This is a genomic window from Paenibacillus pabuli (assembly GCF_039831995.1).
GTDB classification, from domain to species: Bacteria; Bacillota; Bacilli; order Paenibacillales; family Paenibacillaceae; genus Paenibacillus; species Paenibacillus pabuli_C.
In genome coordinates this window covers 190,172-205,958 of sequence record NZ_JBDOIO010000004.1, presented here as the reverse complement: position 1 = coordinate 205,958, position 15,787 = coordinate 190,172, and the positions used below count along the sequence as shown (strand labels likewise).

Below are 15,787 nucleotides of genomic sequence, written 5' to 3'. Positions count from 1 at the left end.
CTTTAGACATCACAAAAAAGGCCCGTTCCACCATCACATGGTAGAGCAGGCCTTCCCACTTGCTTATTTATGTTCTCCGAACTCATTAAGTGCGGCTTTTTTGCTACATTATTTTGCTAGATGAAGTCGCTCATATACAGTTCTTCTTACTCTGCCAGACCATTTTTATAGGCATAGATGGCTGCCTGTGTACGGTCGTCCACGCCAAGTTTGGCAAGTATGTTCGTTACATGGAACTTAACTGTTTTGATTCCGATGATCAGATCATCGGCAATATCCTGATTGGATTTGCCCTTCGCCAGTAAACGAAGCACATCCATCTCCCGGTCAGTAAGGTCTTCATGCGCTGGCGCTGCTGCCTGTGGCTGCCGGAACCGATTCATCATTTTGGAAGCAACCTGCGATTCCAGAACCGATTGTCCGCGTGCCGCAGCACGAATGGCATCTGCCACTTCATTGGCTCTTGATGTCTTTAACAGATAACTGAAGGCTCCTGCCTCAATAACGGGATACATCTTTTCATCATCCAGGTAGCTGGTTAATACGATGACTTTGCATTCCGGATACATTTTGAGCAGCTGCCGGGTCGCTTCGATCCCGTCCATGCCTTCCATGACAAGGTCCATCAGAACGACATCCGGTTTATACTCCTGTGCCAGCCGAATGCCTTCCTCTCCACTTCCCGCTTCACCCACAACCTCAATCCCGTCCTCCGTATCGAGCACGGCTGCGAGGCCGATCCGTACCATTTCATGATCATCCACGAGCAACACTTTGATCGACGTTTCCGTCTCCGTTTCTACTTCCGGTTCCATTGACATGTTCTTCCTCACTTTCATCGCTCATCAAAGGTATCGTAATCTCAATACGTGTTCCCTTACCCGGTGCCGTTACGAATTGAATGGCTCCGCCGATTTCCGTAACGCGTTCCCGCATGTTGGCCAGACCATAGGAAGCCTGCTTCTGATCATCCAGATCAAAGCCCTGGCCATCATCACGAATAAGCACCCGAATCGCATCGGTCCGGCGCTGCAGCCGAATTTCCATTTTTTCTGCCTTGGCATGGCGCAATGTATTGGACATCGCCTCCTGAATAATACGGAACAGATGATTCTCAATGCCTTTGACCAGATGGATATCTTCATCCATCTCTAGCACAATGTCCATGGGTACTTTTGTTTTTAATTCCATGACAAGATCCTTCAGACCTTGTTCCAGATGTTTGCCTTCCAGATATACCGGCCGCAAATGCAGCAGCAACGCTCGCATCTCGGACTGGGCTACCGAAGCCATCTCCTCAATCAAAGCCACCTGCCGTTGGGCACGTGCGAAGTCCTTTTCCATTTTCCGACCAACCGCTGTGGCTGTCATCGAAATGGCGAACAACTGCTGCGACACGGCATCATGCAGCTCTCGTGCTAATCGCTGCCGCTCTTCCACAATTGCCGTTATTCGGGCTTGTTCCGCGAGCTGCGCGTTATTGGTCGATAATCGTTGCAGCGAGGTAACCTGGTCTTCCCACTTCTTGCCGATCCGCCCGAGCTGTTCGCTTAAACGGCCTACATCGTCGATCCCCAGATCGGGTACGGTGCGCGATAGAGATCCCTTTTCCCATTGTAAAAGGGTTTCCCGCAGCAATTCAAGCCTGCGCTTGACCCGGTAACTCTGATAAAAGCCAAAAGCCGCTCCAATGCCAATCAGCAATAACACTAGTGCTAAGCCAGACTGAATCAGATGCCTCCATCCAGCAAACGGAGCTAGATAACCATATGTATACAATACATACAAGATAACAGCGAGCACAATGAAAACAAGGAGGATCCCTTCACCCATACTTCGGGTTACCATGTCGGTATGTCGTTTTGTCTTCAACCGGGTCTCCTCCTTTTCTTCACTTATTAACTTATTACGGATTACGAATGCTTAGGTCGCCAACAATATAAGAAATAACAAATTTTGCTTTATGTTCACTGGTTTCATAACCAGGCGTTCTCCATATCAACTTGTTCATCATGCCACTGTCTTTTTCCCCATTTAGACTAATTCGTCCAAACATGACGGAAGCCTCAATCTCTACACCGTAATCTTCAGGCAGTGTCAGGCGAACATTCCCCATAACCCCTTGTAACAATACAATGGTCTGTTTTTCTTCCGGAATGGAGAGAGACAGATCTGCATTGACTTCACCAATAGCGTGCCATAGGCTCATGCTTCGTAACGTCCAAGGCACCTGATCCCAGTAGTAACGGGCCAAAAAATTCTGTTTGCGCATAACATCGTCATGCAGATGCATCTTTTTGTTTTTGGAATAAAAATAAGCTAGTGAAGCCAGTACAATTAAAAATACAATCATCAGGTTCCCCAGCAGCAGAAGACATCCACCAATCGCCAAATAGCGGTGACCTTTGTGCGTGTCTCCTTTGCGAACCTGGACCATTCCAATCGTTAACAGGATCAGTGCGGCAGCCGTCAGCAGATTAATATGCTGATTCAATAGCATGATTATACCGATAATAATGATCGCAAATGCAAGCCATTGTTCTTTTTTGTTCATCTCTGCCGCACCCCCTCTGCAAGTTGATTTTCCCTATTCGATGGAAAAGCCATACCAGGCGATAATGACCTGTATGGCTTAACCTTTGTTCTACAAACCGTTCTTTATTCACGATTTATAGAATATCATATTGTCTGCTGAGCGAACAGTTATTCTTTTGAAGTACCGCCCGTTTCATTTTTCGATCCGCTGCCCAGTTTGTTTTTCAGGGCTTGCAGTTGTTGATCTACCTTGAATTGTTTTTCAACATCTACAGGATTGGTATACGTAGATTGTGTGTTCCGGTAAGGTGCACGGGATACGTCTGCTTCTGCTTCCAGTTGCATGATTTTCTCTTCCATGCGATGGAATCCAAGCGATGCACTACCACTTTCAATTGAATGCAAGCTGTTGATGGAAGACATTTGCTTTTTGGCTTTGGCCATTTGGGCACGGGATACGAGCTCATTGCGTTTGTTACGCATTTTGTAGAACTCGTCTTTCATGTCATGGAGCTGTTGCAGCAAGTCTTTGGCTTGTGCTTCAGATTGTGCGTGCAGTTCACTGTACTCCGTAATTTTTTGATCAAAGTAGATTTTCTCTTCCAGCAATTTGCGGGCTACTTCTTCCTGACCATTAGCCAGAGCAGCTTCAGCTTGGGACTCGCGTTGTACCGATGTACGCTCTGCTTCGTCCAGACGTTGTTTCATGCGACGCTCGTTTGCCATTTGTTTGGCTACGGTTACTTCAGCCTCATGAATTTCGGCCTCCATGTCACGCAAATACTGGTTCAACATTACAATCGGGTCTTCTACTTTATCCAACATATCGTTTACCGACGCTTTAGTCATATCCTTAATCCGTTTAAATACTCCCATTTTACTTTTCTCCCTTCTCGTAACGAGATAATTTTTGGCGAAGCTCTTCAACTTCTTTTTTCAATGCTTTTTTCTCAATATCTTTCATCATGGAATCCAGTTCACTTTCTTGCGGTGCACCTGCTCCATAGCTGTTATTATCGTAAGAACGTGGACCCGAATGCGGTCTGTTATTGTATCCTGGGCCGGGACCGAAGCCACCTTGACCTTGATTATTCCCCCGGAAAGGGCCTCTGTTCGGATCATGGTCATAGCTGTTGTACCCTCTTCCATGACCGGGGCCAGGGCCGGGACCGTAACCGTAAGGGTCATAAGGCGGGAATGGTTCTTTCGGTACTACCAGGGCTGCGATAAAGTAGATTAACAACGCTGTGCCGCCTGTTACGAAGATACTGATGACGAAGATGATCCGCAACAGCGTGGAATCCATTCCAATGGATTCGGATATCCCGCCGATCAAACCTGTTAGCATCCGGTCACGCGTTGAGCGGTATAATTTGCTCATGTGCTTACTCCTTTCGTTTACTTATATCCTGTTACGGAATCGTATCCGTATGGATCTCCAGGATAGGGTTCCTTCGGCACCACTAATGCAGCGATGAAGTAGATCAGCAATGATGTACCTCCCGTAGCGAAAATACTGATGAAGAAGATAAGACGCAGCAGCATAGAACTTAATCCAAGATTCTCAGAGATGCCGCCGATCAAACCAGTCAGCCTTCGATTACGCGTTGAGCGGTATAATCTATTCATGTGACTACTCCTTTCTGTCATTGTTTAGCTTCTGCTTCAGGCGCTCCAGCTCTTTATCTAAGGCTGAGGAGGACATACTGCCTGCTGTTCCTGAACCATCCTGGCTCATGCGACGAATATCTCTCAGACTTTGTGCCTCATATTCAAGATCCGAAACCTGGTCGTCCAGACGATTGAACATCCGGGGTACATTCTGATTATTGTAGTGACCTCTTTGATTCATTCGTTGCTGCAACTGAATGGTTTGCATACGAGCGTAGTAGTATTGACGTTTGCTGTACACATTCTGATACTCCACTTTCAGTTGGTCAATCTGTTCATCAAGTTCCTGTAATGCTGCATTGCTTTGGGCATACAGTTCATTGTATTGTTCCATTTTTTCCTCATGGAGAATTTTCTCCTGCAGGGCCAGTTTCGCAAGATGCTCTTCTCCTGCTTTCAGAGCCATAGAGGCCTGCTCTTCACGTTTGTGCACCATACTTGCTGCCTGATCGGCTTGCTGCTTCATTTGTCTCGTATGGCTTGCATATTGATGACGAAGCTTCTCGGCTTCGCCAATGTCTTGGCGGGTCGAGACCAGAAACTGATCAATCAGTTTGACTGGATCCTGACTTTGCTCCAGATGTTCATTTAATGTAGCTACGGTAATATCCCGCATTCGACGAAATACACTCATTATGTTCTGTCCTCCTTTTCAAGATCGTGATAACTTAGTAGCGGCTACGACGACTGCGATTGTTGCTGAGCATTGAGACACCGAAGATGATTAATCCGATGGCGATAATTGGTCCGATTAACCAAGCCAGTTTACCCATCAATGACAGGATACCGATGATTAGGACGATCCAACCCAGCATCACATTTCCTCGTTTAACCCCGTAATAACCAAGTGCAATCATCAGAATCGGAATCAGATACCCCATCAGGTGCCCAAGAAGCGGAGTTAACTTTCCGAAAAGGATGAGAGCTCCCAGCGCGATCAGTACAATCGCCCAACCATTTCCCTTATTCCATCTCATAATTTTTTCACCACCCTTTCGGTTTGTATTTTGATTTGTTTATTTGCTCGTTTGTGTTTGTTGTTTCTTGTTCAACCTTATGTCTTTATTCTAGGGTAAACGGGGACTTTTCAAAACAGACCGCGGACGGTTTTTCATCCTAGACTCAGGTCGGGGATGGGGTTGGACCTCCGTCTGTCCTTGCATCAGACCTCTGTCGTCATATCATGAGCCTGAAATCGGGATACCTCATATTCCCGCTATCCAAACTAGTGCGATTTACCTTAGCTGAGCTAGTGCAACCGCTTTTGATACGATCTGCTCTTAACTCTTATGTACGTTTGCAACCGTCATTCGTTTCCCCAAGATCATGCACGTTGAACGAAGGGTTCTCACCAACCAAGAATCACATACTTTTTTATCCAGATAAACAAATTTATGTTGTTAATAATGTAAGCGTTTACTAAAATAGAAGCAGTACGATCCTAATTCAGAAGTTAGGAGTGGGGCTGTGCGATCCATCAGTTATCTTCATAAAATGATCTTGTTTGGCATTCTGCTCAGCACCTTGCCTATTCTGCTGGCCGGAATAGCAACAATTCTGTATTCCATGCATCAAACGGAGCTGCATCGCATGCAGGCGAATAAGCAACTTCTTTTACAAATGCAGTCGAGCGTCGAGCATAAGCTTAACACCGTCAGTTACATGCTGGATCATGCGACTCGCTCTCCAATTACACTTCAGTCCCTGTCGGCTACACTTCCAGGTACATTAACGACTGCGAACCAGCTTCAATCCGAATTTCAACATATGCGATCCTGGGAACCCTTAATGGATATTACGCTGGTTAACCAAACGCAGGATTGGCTGGTTGATTATGCGGGGCTGTATCTCAACACAGATTTCCCTTTGGCTCTTCCCATGCGGGATCTCTTGTCCAGGACCCTAACCTCTGGCTGGCAGCTGATTCCTTCATCTGTCTTTAAACATAATGAACAGGAATTACAGTCCGGATGTAACTATCACATTGTGCTCGGCAGATCCATCTCGATTATGAATGCACCCTCTGACTCGGCTTTAATTGGCGGAATTCCTGCATGCTCATTGCATCACTCAGTTGTACCTGAATCTGTTGACATGGATATGTCTGCTTCAGAATTGATTATCGTGAATCGGGAACAGCGCATTCTTGTTCACCCCGACCCTATGTATATTGGACAACCATTATCGGCCATAAACATTGAAGATATTGAATCTAAAGTGGACATGAGCGAGTTGCTCTCTCCAAATACGTATGCTGCACCAAAGGAATATCACGAAGTTCGGATCACGGGTACAGACTATGCCTTAACCTACACTAAGACACCGTTAAAGGGATGGACTTATATTTTGATTACACCCATGAATGTCTTGACCCAAGAGTATGTCGAGATTGCACTATACACCTTGACTATCGGCATCTTACTCCTTTTACTCTCCTTATTGTTTGCATGGTTAGGTTCAAGGCGCTTGCATGTCCCCATTCGAAATCTGCTATCACAGCTTGGGATCAGTGACAGAGTCTTGTCGAATCAGAATTCGCAACATTCCTTTTTACCAACTCAAGATGAATTTGAACAAATTAAGACCCGTATTACTCAGCTTTCAGCTTCTCGATCCCAGATGGAAAACAAATTGAACCAGTATGTGTTGCAGACACGCACCCAGTTTATGATGAATATACTTCAAGGCAAAAGCTCACTGGACACGCTGCAACATAGTTGGAGCGAACTAGGATACAGCGACCATCTTATTCAATGGCAACAAATGGCCGTACTAGCCCTGCAGACCGATTTGGCAAGTCAAACGAAGTATGATCATCACGATCTCGATCTCCTGCTATTTGCCGTCCAGAACATATTGGAGGAATTTATTGATAAAGAGCAACAAGTATCCCCCATTGTTTTGGACGAAACTGTAGTAACGATAATAGGAAGTGTAGAAACGGACAACAAGGTGTTTTCAAAAGAACTTTACAATATAACGGAGCGATTACATCATCAAATTGGTGAAGTTTTGAATCTTCAGATGAATATCCATTTCAGTCAACCGTACACTTCCATATCGGAGATACACCTGGCATATGGTGAAGCCATGAGGGCATTGCAGCAGCGGATGAAACCAGGGTTAGGCGTCAAGCAATATGAGGCAGAGGCAATTTATCCTTCCATTGGGACGCTACCATACCCTGACTCACTGGAAAATAGACTTATCCACTCCATTCAATCTGCAGATGAGGCTGAAACTTCCGTACTATTACAACACTTGCTACAGCATGTGTATCGTATGGAATGGACCGAGGAAGAGTATCAGTTTGCTTTGACTCGATTACTGATGCATATATTAGAAATGATGCAGGACTCCGGTATACGACTTGGGCAGATCTCTTCAGGACACAGCCCGATGATCAAGGAACTGCTCGCTCTGCAGACTGCTGCTGAAGTGGAACAATGGTTTATTTCCCGGATCATCAGGCCGGTTATTGGCATTTTCAGAGAGAGGCAATATGTACAGCATCAGCAGATCTCGGAAAGAATGATTGCCATAATCCATCAAGAATACGATACCGACCTAACACTTGACGAGTGTGCTTATAGGCTCCATTATAATGCAAGCTATTTGAGTACTGTTTTCAGCAAAGAAACAGGCTACGCATTCAGTGAATATTTATCACAGTATCGGTTCAAGATGGCCCGAAAGTGGTTGGATGAAACCGAGCTAACGGTTAAGGATATTGCTGCTCGGCTTCGTTACAACAACCCGCAGAACTTTATCCGTTCATTTCGAAAATGGGAAGGAATGACTCCGGGCCAGTATCGTGAACGTAGAGAAAGGTCCTCGCTCTTCCATGAAATAAAATCTAATGTAGGTAAGCCAAAAGGGAGCAGGTGATCTGCTCCCTTTTTAACGAATCAACCTTGGTTATATTTTTTAGCTTCAGTGGTTCGAACAGCCTTCATGTTCTGCTGATCCAGTTGAATTAAAATTTTACCGAACCTGCCGCCACGTAAGAAGGTAATCACGCCATCTGGATAGGCTCCTCTGACATAATGCTCTGCTATGTATAGTGAGTCTGCATCCGAAGGCAATCCATAGGTGTTTAGCCATTCCTTTAAATGATCTACAACTTGCTGAACAGACATCTCAATGGTGTTGACTTCATTTGTAATTAACGACGTATACGCGTAACCCTTCAAGAATAACAGCTGTTGTATGTATCCCATATCTCCCGAACGGTATGGTGGATTAACCTTAAGGACCTCTTTTAACTCGTCAATTAACGAATGCACTCTCGGGCCGGCCATGGCACTAATATACACATATTTGCGTGCACTTTGAATCGCCTGTTCGACTGTTTCCCAATCAGACATCGCTGGGCACATGGAGGCAAAGGCAAAATCGTATTTCTTTTCCCAGCCTTTCTCCTGAATCGATATTTCTTCAAAACGTTCGGAAATAATCTCAATATTGGACGCTAATGCGTGTGGGATTGTTTCTTTCATCAGAGAAATGAGCAGTTCAGAAGGTTCGACTGCAGTGACAGTTGCCCCCTTTTCTGCAAAAGGAATTGTAAAAATGCCTGAAGCCGCTCCAATGTCCAATACGGATAAATCACTAAAGTCTACACCCTGGTTCTCAATCCAGCTCATGATGCGCTCGGAACGCTTCTTACCTTCTTCTGTGAAGGATTGATGGTGATAATCTCGTGCCCAGCGTTCAAATGCTTCTTCCGTTTCGAACGGCGCACTCTTCTTCTTGTATTTGGGATTCCTCGGCTGCTGCTTCCACGCCTCTTCCCAGATGGACAGATCAAATAATATTTCTGAATAATGAGCTGAATTGATTTTCTCAGACACTTTACCCTCAGACATTTCGTTTCACTCCGTTCTGTGTATTGGATTGTAGATTTACCAAAGATCACTTTTAAAACTAAAGAAGCAATCCATTATCATGTAGCCAATCTCTTATTTGTACGATGTTGGACTTAAATTAGTTAATATTATAGACTTTATTTATCTACAATATATTTAATTTATCCACACGTCAACCGCCTATATTACATCTCTACAGTATCGAGAGGAATAATCATCAAATAAAAATAACCCTGTGAATTGTCTAAGCAATCCACAGGGTTATACGTTATACCGGCGAGAGGACTCGAACCTCCACGGTTTCCCACTCGATTTTGAGTCGAGCGCGTCTGCCATTCCGCCACGCCGGCATATCATGTTGTAGTATATTTTCTAAAAATATACTGGAGGCGCCACCCAGATTCGAACTGGGGATAAAGCTTTTGCAGAGCTGTGCCTTACCACTTGGCTATGGCGCCATATTTTGGAGCGGACGACGGGAATCGAACCCGCGACCCTCGCCTTGGCAAGGCGATGCTCTACCGCTGAGCCACGTCCGCATAATGGCTGGGGATATAGGATTTGAACCTATGCATGACGGAGTCAAAGTCCGTTGCCTTACCGCTTGGCTAATCCCCAATAAAAACAAAGGGGCGATCGAGGGGAATTGAACCCCCGAATGCCGGATCCACAAACCGGTGCGTTAACCACTTCGCCACGATCGCCATATGCATTATTCACTAAAAAAGTTAATTGGCAGGGGCAGCAGGAATTGAACCCACACCAACGGTTTTGGAGACCGTTGTTCTACCTTTAAACTATGCCCCTAAAAACTGGTGGAGGATGATGGATTCGAACCACCGAACCCGTACGGGAGCAGATTTACAGTCTGATGCGTTTGGCCACTTCGCTAATCCTCCATAGTGGTGCCGGCGAGAGGACTTGAACCCCCAACCTACTGATTACAAGTCAGTTGCTCTACCAGTTGAGCTACACCGGCGTATTAAGTTGTGATGAAAATGGTGGCTCGGGACGGAATCGAACCGCCGACACGAGGATTTTCAGTCCTCTGCTCTACCGACTGAGCTACCGAGCCATAATAAAGTCTAATCATGAAACGTTGCACTTTATCCAAGGCGTCGGTGCCATATAACAGACTTAGTGAACAGATTCCTCATGTAGAGTAAAAATGGCGGAACCGACGGGATTCGAACCCGCGATCTCCTGCGTGACAGGCAGGCATGTTAGGCCAACTACACCACGGTTCCAAAGCACTTTCTGTAAAGAAAGTATAATATTGCGGGGGCAGGATTTGAACCTGCGGCCTTCGGGTTATGAGCCCGACGAGCTACCGGGCTGCTCCACCCCGCGTCGTTATAAAAAATAAAATTATATGGTGGAGGCTGAGGGGCTCGAACCCCCGACCCTCTGCTTGTAAGGCAGATGCTCTCCCAGCTGAGCTAAGCCTCCGAACAACACATTTATGATCTTAACATAAAACTGTTGTTAAAATCAACCTCTTTTTTTGAGGTGAAAATAATGACCCGTAGGGGATTCGAACCCCTGTTACCTCCGTGAAAGGGAGGTGTCTTAACCCCTTGACCAACGGGCCTTACTATGGCGGAGAGAGAGGGATTCGAACCCTCGAGACGCTTGTGGCGCCTACACGATTTCCAATCGTGCTCCTTCGGCCAACTCGGACACCTCTCCATATGGCTCCCCGAACAGGACTCGAACCTGTGACAACTCGATTAACAGTCGAGTGCTCTACCAACTGAGCTATCAGGGAATATTGTTCAGAGATTATTCTCTGAAAACTAGATCCGAAACGAAATGTGCGACTAAAACCTGCAATTTGGATAAGCCCTCGACCGATTAGTACTGGTCAGCTCCATGCATTACTGCACTTCCACCCCCAGCCTATCTACCTCGTCGTCTTCAAGGGGTCTTACATACTGGGAAATCTCATCTTGAGGGGGGCTTCACGCTTAGATGCTTTCAGCGCTTATCCCGTCCGTACATAGCTACCCAGCGGTGCTCCTGGCGGAACAACTGGTACACCAGCGGTACGTCCATCCCGGTCCTCTCGTACTAAGGACAGCTCCTCTCAAATTTCCTACGCCCACGACAGATAGGGACCGAACTGTCTCACGACGTTCTGAACCCAGCTCGCGTACCGCTTTAATGGGCGAACAGCCCAACCCTTGGGACCTACTTCAGCCCCAGGATGCGATGAGCCGACATCGAGGTGCCAAACCTCCCCGTCGATGTGGACTCTTGGGGGAGATAAGCCTGTTATCCCCAGGGTAGCTTTTATCCGTTGAGCGATGGCCCTTCCATGCGGTACCACCGGATCACTAAGCCCGACTTTCGTCCCTGCTCGACTTGTAGGTCTCGCAGTCAAGCTCCCTTATGCCTTTGCACTCTTCGAATGATTTCCAACCATTCTGAGGGAACCTTTGGGCGCCTCCGTTACTCTTTAGGAGGCGACCGCCCCAGTCAAACTGCCCACCTGACACTGTCCCCGTACCCGCTAAGGGCACCAGGTTAGAACCTAGATACGATCAGGGTGGTATCCCAACGGTGCCTCCACACAAGCTGGCGCTCATGCTTCAAAGGCTCCCACCTATCCTGTACAGATCGTACCCAAATTCAATATCAAGCTGCAGTAAAGCTCCATGGGGTCTTTCCGTCTTGTCGCGGGTAACCTGCATCTTCACAGGTATTAAAATTTCACCGGATCTCTCGTTGAGACAGCGCCCAAGTCGTTACGCCATTCGTGCGGGTCAGAATTTACCTGACAAGGAATTTCGCTACCTTAGGACCGTTATAGTTACGGCCGCCGTTTACTGGGGCTTCGGTTCACAGCTTCGGATTGCTCCTAACCGCTCCCCTTAACCTTCCAGCACCGGGCAGGCGTCAGCCCGTATACTTCGCCTTACGGCTTCGCACAGACCTGTGTTTTTGCTAAACAGTCGCTTGGGCCTTTTCACTGCGGCCCCCTCGTGCTATTCACACTACCGGGGCACCCCTTCTCCCGAAGTTACGGGGTCATTTTGCCGAGTTCCTTAACGAGAGTTCTTCCGCGCGCCTTAGAATTCTCTTCTCGCCTACCTGTGTCGGTTTGCGGTACGGGCACCTTCATCTGGCTAGAGGCTTTTCTTGGCAGTGTGAGATCATGACCTTCGCTACTGTAATTTTCACTCCCCATCACAGCTCAGCCTTATGGTTAGCGGATTTGCCTACTAACCAGCCTCACTGCTTGGACAGACATCCATCAGTCTGCGTCACTACCCTACTGCGTCCCCCCATCGCTCGTAACGATTTACGGTGGTACAGGAATTTCGACCTGTTGTCCTTCGACTACGCCTTTCGGCCTCGCCTTAGGTCCCGACTTACCCTGAGCGGACGAGCCTTCCTCAGGAACCCTTAGGCTTTCGGCGGATCAGATTCTCACTGATCTTTTCGTTACTCATACCGGCATTCTCACTTGTATAATGTCCAGCGCTCCTTACGGTACACCTTCAACCCTTATACAACGCTCCCCTACCCCTGATGCAAGCATCAAGCCATAGCTTCGGTGGTGTGTTTAGCCCCGTTACATTTTCGGCGCAGAGTCACTCGACCAGTGAGCTATTACGCACTCTTTCAATGGTGGCTGCTTCTAAGCCAACATCCTGGTTGTCTGTGCAACTCCACATCCTTTCCCACTTAACACACACTTGGGGACCTTAGCTGATGGTCTGGGCTGTTTCCCTTTTGACAATGGATCTTAGCACTCACTGTCTGACTCCCGGAAGTAAGTCTATGGCATTCGGAGTTTGACTGAGCTTGGTAACCCTTGCGGGCCCCGCACCCAATCAGTGCTCTACCTCCACGACTCTGTTTTCCGAGGCTAGCCCTAAAGCTATTTCGGGGAGAACCAGCTATCTCCGAGTTCGATTGGAATTTCTCCGCTACCCCCACCTCATCCCCGCACTTTTCAACGTGCGTGGGTTCGGGCCTCCAGTGCGTGTTACCGCACCTTCACCCTGGACAGGGGTAGATCACCCGGTTTCGGGTCTACGTCCACGTACTAACTCGCCCTATTCAGACTCGCTTTCGCTGCGGCTCCGGCTCTTCACCTTAACCTTGCACGGGAACGTAACTCGCCGGTTCATTCTACAAAAGGCACGCCATCACCCCTAAAACGGGCTCTGACTTCTTGTAAGCACACGGTTTCAGGTTCTATTTCACTCCCCTTCCGGGGTGCTTTTCACCTTTCCCTCACGGTACTGCTTCACTATCGGTCGCTAGGAAGTATTTAGCCTTGGCAGATGGTCCTGCCGGATTCATACGGGGTTTCACGTGCCCCGCACTACTCGGGATCCGTCTCGGAGGGAACAGACTTTCAATTACAGGGCTTTTACCTTCTTTGGCGGGCCTTTCCAGACCTCTTCGTTTAACCGGTTCCTTTGTAACTCCATGTGAGACGTCCCACAACCCCAGAGAGCAAGCTCTCTGGTTTGGGCTGTTCCGCGTTCGCTCGCCGCTACTGACGGAATCACTATTGTTTTCTCTTCCTCAAGGTACTTAGATGTTTCAGTTCCCCTGGTATGCCTCTACATAACCTATGTATTCAGTTATGAGTAACTGGATATTACCCCAGCTGGGTTTCCCCATTCGGACACCCCCGGATCAAAGCTTGCTTACAGCTCCCCGAGGCAGTTTCGTTGTTCGCCACGTCCTTCATCGGCTCCTAGCGCCTAGGCATCCTCCGTGTGCTCTTAGTAGCTTAACCAGTTGCTCCGGTTTCGACTGCTCACTTCCCTTGTTTTGCTTGCGCAAAGCCAAAAGTCGCTCCCATTCGATACCATCGCAAAGCAGTTTTCGCTATTATTTGAAACTTGTTTAACACAAGTTCAGCTAAAAGGAATGTTCTAATTCGCATTTTTCGTTTCGATATCTAGTTTTCAAAGAACAAGCTCCATGCAAAAGCAAGCTGTTTTGAGAGTTTGAGCTCTCAAAACTGAGCAACGAGTGAGTACGTTTTGCAGATCTAGTCTGCTATTTGAATGTTTCCACTCGGGAAACGATTCTCCATAGAAAGGAGGTGATCCAGCCGCACCTTCCGATACGGCTACCTTGTTACGACTTCACCCCAATCATCTATCCCACCTTCGGCGGCTGGCTCCTTGCGGTTACCCCACCGACTTCGGGTGTTATAAACTCTCGTGGTGTGACGGGCGGTGTGTACAAGACCCGGGAACGTATTCACCGCGGCATGCTGATCCGCGATTACTAGCAATTCCGACTTCATGCAGGCGAGTTGCAGCCTGCAATCCGAACTGAGACCGGCTTTTTAGGATTCGTTCCACCTCGCGGCTTCACTGCCCGTTGTACCGGCCATTGTAGTACGTGTGTAGCCCAGGTCATAAGGGGCATGATGATTTGACGTCATCCCCACCTTCCTCCGGTTTGTCACCGGCAGTCACCTTAGAGTGCCCATCCGAAATGCTGGCAACTAAGATCAAGGGTTGCGCTCGTTGCGGGACTTAACCCAACATCTCACGACACGAGCTGACGACAACCATGCACCACCTGTCTCCTCTGTCCCGAAGGAAAGGTACATCTCTGTACCGGTCAGAGGGATGTCAAGACCTGGTAAGGTTCTTCGCGTTGCTTCGAATTAAACCACATACTCCACTGCTTGTGCGGGTCCCCGTCAATTCCTTTGAGTTTCAGTCTTGCGACCGTACTCCCCAGGCGGAGTGCTTAATGTGTTAACTTCGGCACCAAGGGTATCGAAACCCCTAACACCTAGCACTCATCGTTTACGGCGTGGACTACCAGGGTATCTAATCCTGTTTGCTCCCCACGCTTTCGCGCCTCAGCGTCAGTTACAGCCCAGAGAGTCGCCTTCGCCACTGGTGTTCCTCCACATCTCTACGCATTTCACCGCTACACGTGGAATTCCACTCTCCTCTTCTGCACTCAAGTCACCCAGTTTCCAGTGCGATCCGGGGTTGAGCCCCGGGATTAAACACCAGACTTAAATGACCGCCTGCGCGCGCTTTACGCCCAATAATTCCGGACAACGCTTGCCCCCTACGTATTACCGCGGCTGCTGGCACGTAGTTAGCCGGGGCTTTCTTCTCAGGTACCGTCACTCCTTGAGCAGTTACTCTCAAGGACGTTCTTCCCTGGCAACAGAGCTTTACGATCCGAAAACCTTCATCACTCACGCGGCATTGCTCCGTCAGGCTTTCGCCCATTGCGGAAGATTCCCTACTGCTGCCTCCCGTAGGAGTCTGGGCCGTGTCTCAGTCCCAGTGTGGCCGATCACCCTCTCAGGTCGGCTACGCATCGTCGCCTTGGTGAGCCGTTACCTCACCAACTAGCTAATGCGCCGCAGGCCCATCCTCAAGTGACAGATTGCTCCGTCTTTCCAGCTTCCTTCAGGCGAAGAAAGCAAGTATTCGGTATTAGCTACCGTTTCCGGTAGTTGTCCCAAGCTTGAGGGCAGGTTGCCTACGTGTTACTCACCCGTCCGCCGCTAACCATCAGAGAAGCAAGCTTCTCTTCAAGTCCGCTCGACTTGCATGTATTAGGCATGCCGCCAGCGTTCGTCCTGAGCCAGGATCAAACTCTCCAATAAAGTATTGAAAAGAGCGATTAGCTCATTTTGAATCTGACGAGATTAAAAATCTCATTGTTGTTCCAGTTTTCATACAGCCAGATGGCATGTACCAAAA

At 47.9% G+C, this 15,787-nt stretch carries 10 protein-coding genes, 15 tRNA genes and 2 rRNA genes; 1 reads left to right on the top strand and 26 read right to left on the bottom strand.

What is annotated here, in order from left to right; all coding sequences use genetic code 11:
• Positions 1 to 146 precede the first annotated feature (146 nt).
• The 8 genes from ABGV42_RS20540 to ABGV42_RS20505 all read right to left on the bottom strand — a co-directional run bounded on the left by ABGV42_RS20540 (position 147) and on the right by ABGV42_RS20505 (position 5,183).
• On the bottom strand, positions 147 to 815 hold the full coding sequence (locus ABGV42_RS20540; protein WP_347383454.1) for a response regulator transcription factor: 669 nt from the start codon (positions 813 to 815) through the stop codon (positions 147 to 149).
• Positions 757 to 1,872 carry a sensor histidine kinase gene (locus tag ABGV42_RS20535; RefSeq protein WP_127538881.1) on the bottom strand — a complete coding sequence of 372 codons (1,116 nt, stop codon included), beginning with the start codon at positions 1,870 to 1,872 and terminating at the stop codon, positions 757 to 759. Before ABGV42_RS20535 ends, ABGV42_RS20540 begins: the two co-directional genes overlap by 59 nt.
• 34 nt (positions 1,873 to 1,906) lie before the next feature.
• Positions 1,907 to 2,554 carry a cell wall-active antibiotics response protein LiaF gene (gene liaF / locus ABGV42_RS20530; protein ID WP_347383453.1) on the bottom strand — a complete coding sequence of 216 codons (648 nt, stop codon included), beginning with the start codon at positions 2,552 to 2,554 and terminating at the stop codon, positions 1,907 to 1,909.
• 149 nt (positions 2,555 to 2,703) lie between these two features.
• On the bottom strand, positions 2,704 to 3,411 hold the full coding sequence (locus ABGV42_RS20525) for a PspA/IM30 family protein (RefSeq protein WP_347383452.1): 708 nt from the start codon (positions 3,409 to 3,411) through the stop codon (positions 2,704 to 2,706).
• A gap of 1 nt (position 3,412) precedes the next feature.
• Positions 3,413 to 3,916 carry a PspC domain-containing protein gene (locus ABGV42_RS20520; protein WP_347383451.1) on the bottom strand — a complete coding sequence of 168 codons (504 nt, stop codon included), beginning with the start codon at positions 3,914 to 3,916 and terminating at the stop codon, positions 3,413 to 3,415.
• A gap of 17 nt (positions 3,917 to 3,933) precedes the next feature.
• The gene (locus ABGV42_RS20515; protein ID WP_347383450.1) at positions 3,934 to 4,164 is read right to left on the bottom strand and encodes a PspC domain-containing protein; all 231 of its coding nucleotides are present in this window, start codon (positions 4,162 to 4,164) and stop codon (positions 3,934 to 3,936) included.
• Positions 4,165 to 4,168: 4 nt separating this feature from the next.
• Positions 4,169 to 4,840 (bottom strand): PspA/IM30 family protein, encoded by a 672-nt coding sequence (locus tag ABGV42_RS20510; RefSeq protein WP_239304095.1) that lies wholly within the window; start codon positions 4,838 to 4,840, stop codon positions 4,169 to 4,171.
• Positions 4,841 to 4,874: 34 nt separating this feature from the next.
• Positions 4,875 to 5,183, bottom strand: coding sequence for a LiaF transmembrane domain-containing protein (locus ABGV42_RS20505; RefSeq protein WP_347383449.1), 309 nt, complete (start codon positions 5,181 to 5,183; stop codon positions 4,875 to 4,877).
• Positions 5,184 to 5,673: 490 nt separating this feature from the next.
• On the opposite strand from ABGV42_RS20505, the gene ABGV42_RS20500 reads away from it, so the two are divergent.
• Positions 5,674 to 8,094 carry a helix-turn-helix domain-containing protein gene (locus ABGV42_RS20500; RefSeq protein WP_347383448.1) on the top strand — a complete coding sequence of 807 codons (2,421 nt, stop codon included), beginning with the start codon at positions 5,674 to 5,676 and terminating at the stop codon, positions 8,092 to 8,094.
• A gap of 20 nt (positions 8,095 to 8,114) precedes the next feature.
• Here ABGV42_RS20500 and ABGV42_RS20495 read toward each other — a convergent pair whose 3' ends face one another.
• The 18 genes from ABGV42_RS20495 to ABGV42_RS20410 all read right to left on the bottom strand — a co-directional run bounded on the left by ABGV42_RS20495 (position 8,115) and on the right by ABGV42_RS20410 (position 15,690).
• Complete coding sequence (locus tag ABGV42_RS20495; RefSeq protein ID WP_347383447.1) at positions 8,115 to 9,074, bottom strand: class I SAM-dependent methyltransferase; 960 nt, start codon at positions 9,072 to 9,074, stop codon at positions 8,115 to 8,117.
• A gap of 271 nt (positions 9,075 to 9,345) precedes the next feature.
• A tRNA-Leu gene (locus ABGV42_RS20490) sits at positions 9,346 to 9,424 on the bottom strand.
• Between the two features lie 34 nt (positions 9,425 to 9,458).
• Positions 9,459 to 9,532, bottom strand: a tRNA-Cys gene (locus ABGV42_RS20485).
• 6 nt (positions 9,533 to 9,538) lie between these two features.
• Positions 9,539 to 9,613 (bottom strand) — tRNA-Gly (locus tag ABGV42_RS20480).
• Positions 9,614 to 9,617: 4 nt separating this feature from the next.
• Positions 9,618 to 9,692: transfer RNA gene (locus ABGV42_RS20475), tRNA-Gln, on the bottom strand.
• A gap of 13 nt (positions 9,693 to 9,705) precedes the next feature.
• Positions 9,706 to 9,778, bottom strand: a tRNA-His gene (locus ABGV42_RS20470).
• 29 nt (positions 9,779 to 9,807) lie between these two features.
• Positions 9,808 to 9,881, bottom strand: a tRNA-Trp gene (locus ABGV42_RS20465).
• 6 nt (positions 9,882 to 9,887) lie between these two features.
• Positions 9,888 to 9,973: transfer RNA gene (locus ABGV42_RS20460), tRNA-Tyr, on the bottom strand.
• A gap of 4 nt (positions 9,974 to 9,977) precedes the next feature.
• Positions 9,978 to 10,053 (bottom strand) — tRNA-Thr (locus ABGV42_RS20455).
• 20 nt (positions 10,054 to 10,073) lie between these two features.
• Positions 10,074 to 10,149: transfer RNA gene (locus tag ABGV42_RS20450), tRNA-Phe, on the bottom strand.
• Between the two features lie 94 nt (positions 10,150 to 10,243).
• A tRNA-Asp gene (locus ABGV42_RS20445) sits at positions 10,244 to 10,321 on the bottom strand.
• 29 nt (positions 10,322 to 10,350) lie between these two features.
• Positions 10,351 to 10,424 (bottom strand) — tRNA-Met (locus tag ABGV42_RS20440).
• Positions 10,425 to 10,447: 23 nt separating this feature from the next.
• A tRNA-Val gene (locus tag ABGV42_RS20435) sits at positions 10,448 to 10,523 on the bottom strand.
• Positions 10,524 to 10,593: 70 nt separating this feature from the next.
• Positions 10,594 to 10,665, bottom strand: a tRNA-Glu gene (locus tag ABGV42_RS20430).
• A 6-nt stretch (positions 10,666 to 10,671) separates the two neighbouring features.
• Positions 10,672 to 10,763, bottom strand: a tRNA-Ser gene (locus tag ABGV42_RS20425).
• A 3-nt stretch (positions 10,764 to 10,766) separates the two neighbouring features.
• Positions 10,767 to 10,842 (bottom strand) — tRNA-Asn (locus ABGV42_RS20420).
• Positions 10,843 to 10,908: 66 nt separating this feature from the next.
• Positions 10,909 to 13,833, bottom strand: a 23S ribosomal RNA gene (locus tag ABGV42_RS20415).
• Positions 13,834 to 14,138: 305 nt separating this feature from the next.
• Positions 14,139 to 15,690: ribosomal RNA gene (locus tag ABGV42_RS20410) — 16S ribosomal RNA — on the bottom strand.
• Together the 16S and 23S rRNA genes with 15 tRNA genes alongside form the textbook arrangement of a ribosomal RNA operon.
• Between the last annotated feature and the right edge of the window lie 97 nt (positions 15,691 to 15,787).

What these genes read in the sequence shown, in the direction of transcription:
- ABGV42_RS20540 (WP_347383454.1), bottom strand. Translation starts at nt 815, where the DNA reads ATGGAACCGGAAGTAGAAACGGAGACGGAAACGTCGATCAAAGTGTTG.
- liaF (WP_347383453.1), bottom strand. Translation starts at nt 2,554, where the DNA reads ATGAACAAAAAAGAACAATGGCTTGCATTTGCGATCATTATTATCGGT.
- ABGV42_RS20525 (WP_347383452.1), bottom strand. Translation starts at nt 3,411, where the DNA reads ATGGGAGTATTTAAACGGATTAAGGATATGACTAAAGCGTCGGTAAAC.
- ABGV42_RS20520 (WP_347383451.1), bottom strand. Translation starts at nt 3,916, where the DNA reads ATGAGCAAATTATACCGCTCAACGCGTGACCGGATGCTAACAGGTTTG.
- ABGV42_RS20515 (WP_347383450.1), bottom strand. Translation starts at nt 4,164, where the DNA reads ATGAATAGATTATACCGCTCAACGCGTAATCGAAGGCTGACTGGTTTG.
- ABGV42_RS20510 (WP_239304095.1), bottom strand. Translation starts at nt 4,840, where the DNA reads ATGAGTGTATTTCGTCGAATGCGGGATATTACCGTAGCTACATTAAAT.
- ABGV42_RS20505 (WP_347383449.1), bottom strand. Translation starts at nt 5,183, where the DNA reads ATGAGATGGAATAAGGGAAATGGTTGGGCGATTGTACTGATCGCGCTG.
- ABGV42_RS20495 (WP_347383447.1), bottom strand. Translation starts at nt 9,074, where the DNA reads ATGTCTGAGGGTAAAGTGTCTGAGAAAATCAATTCAGCTCATTATTCA.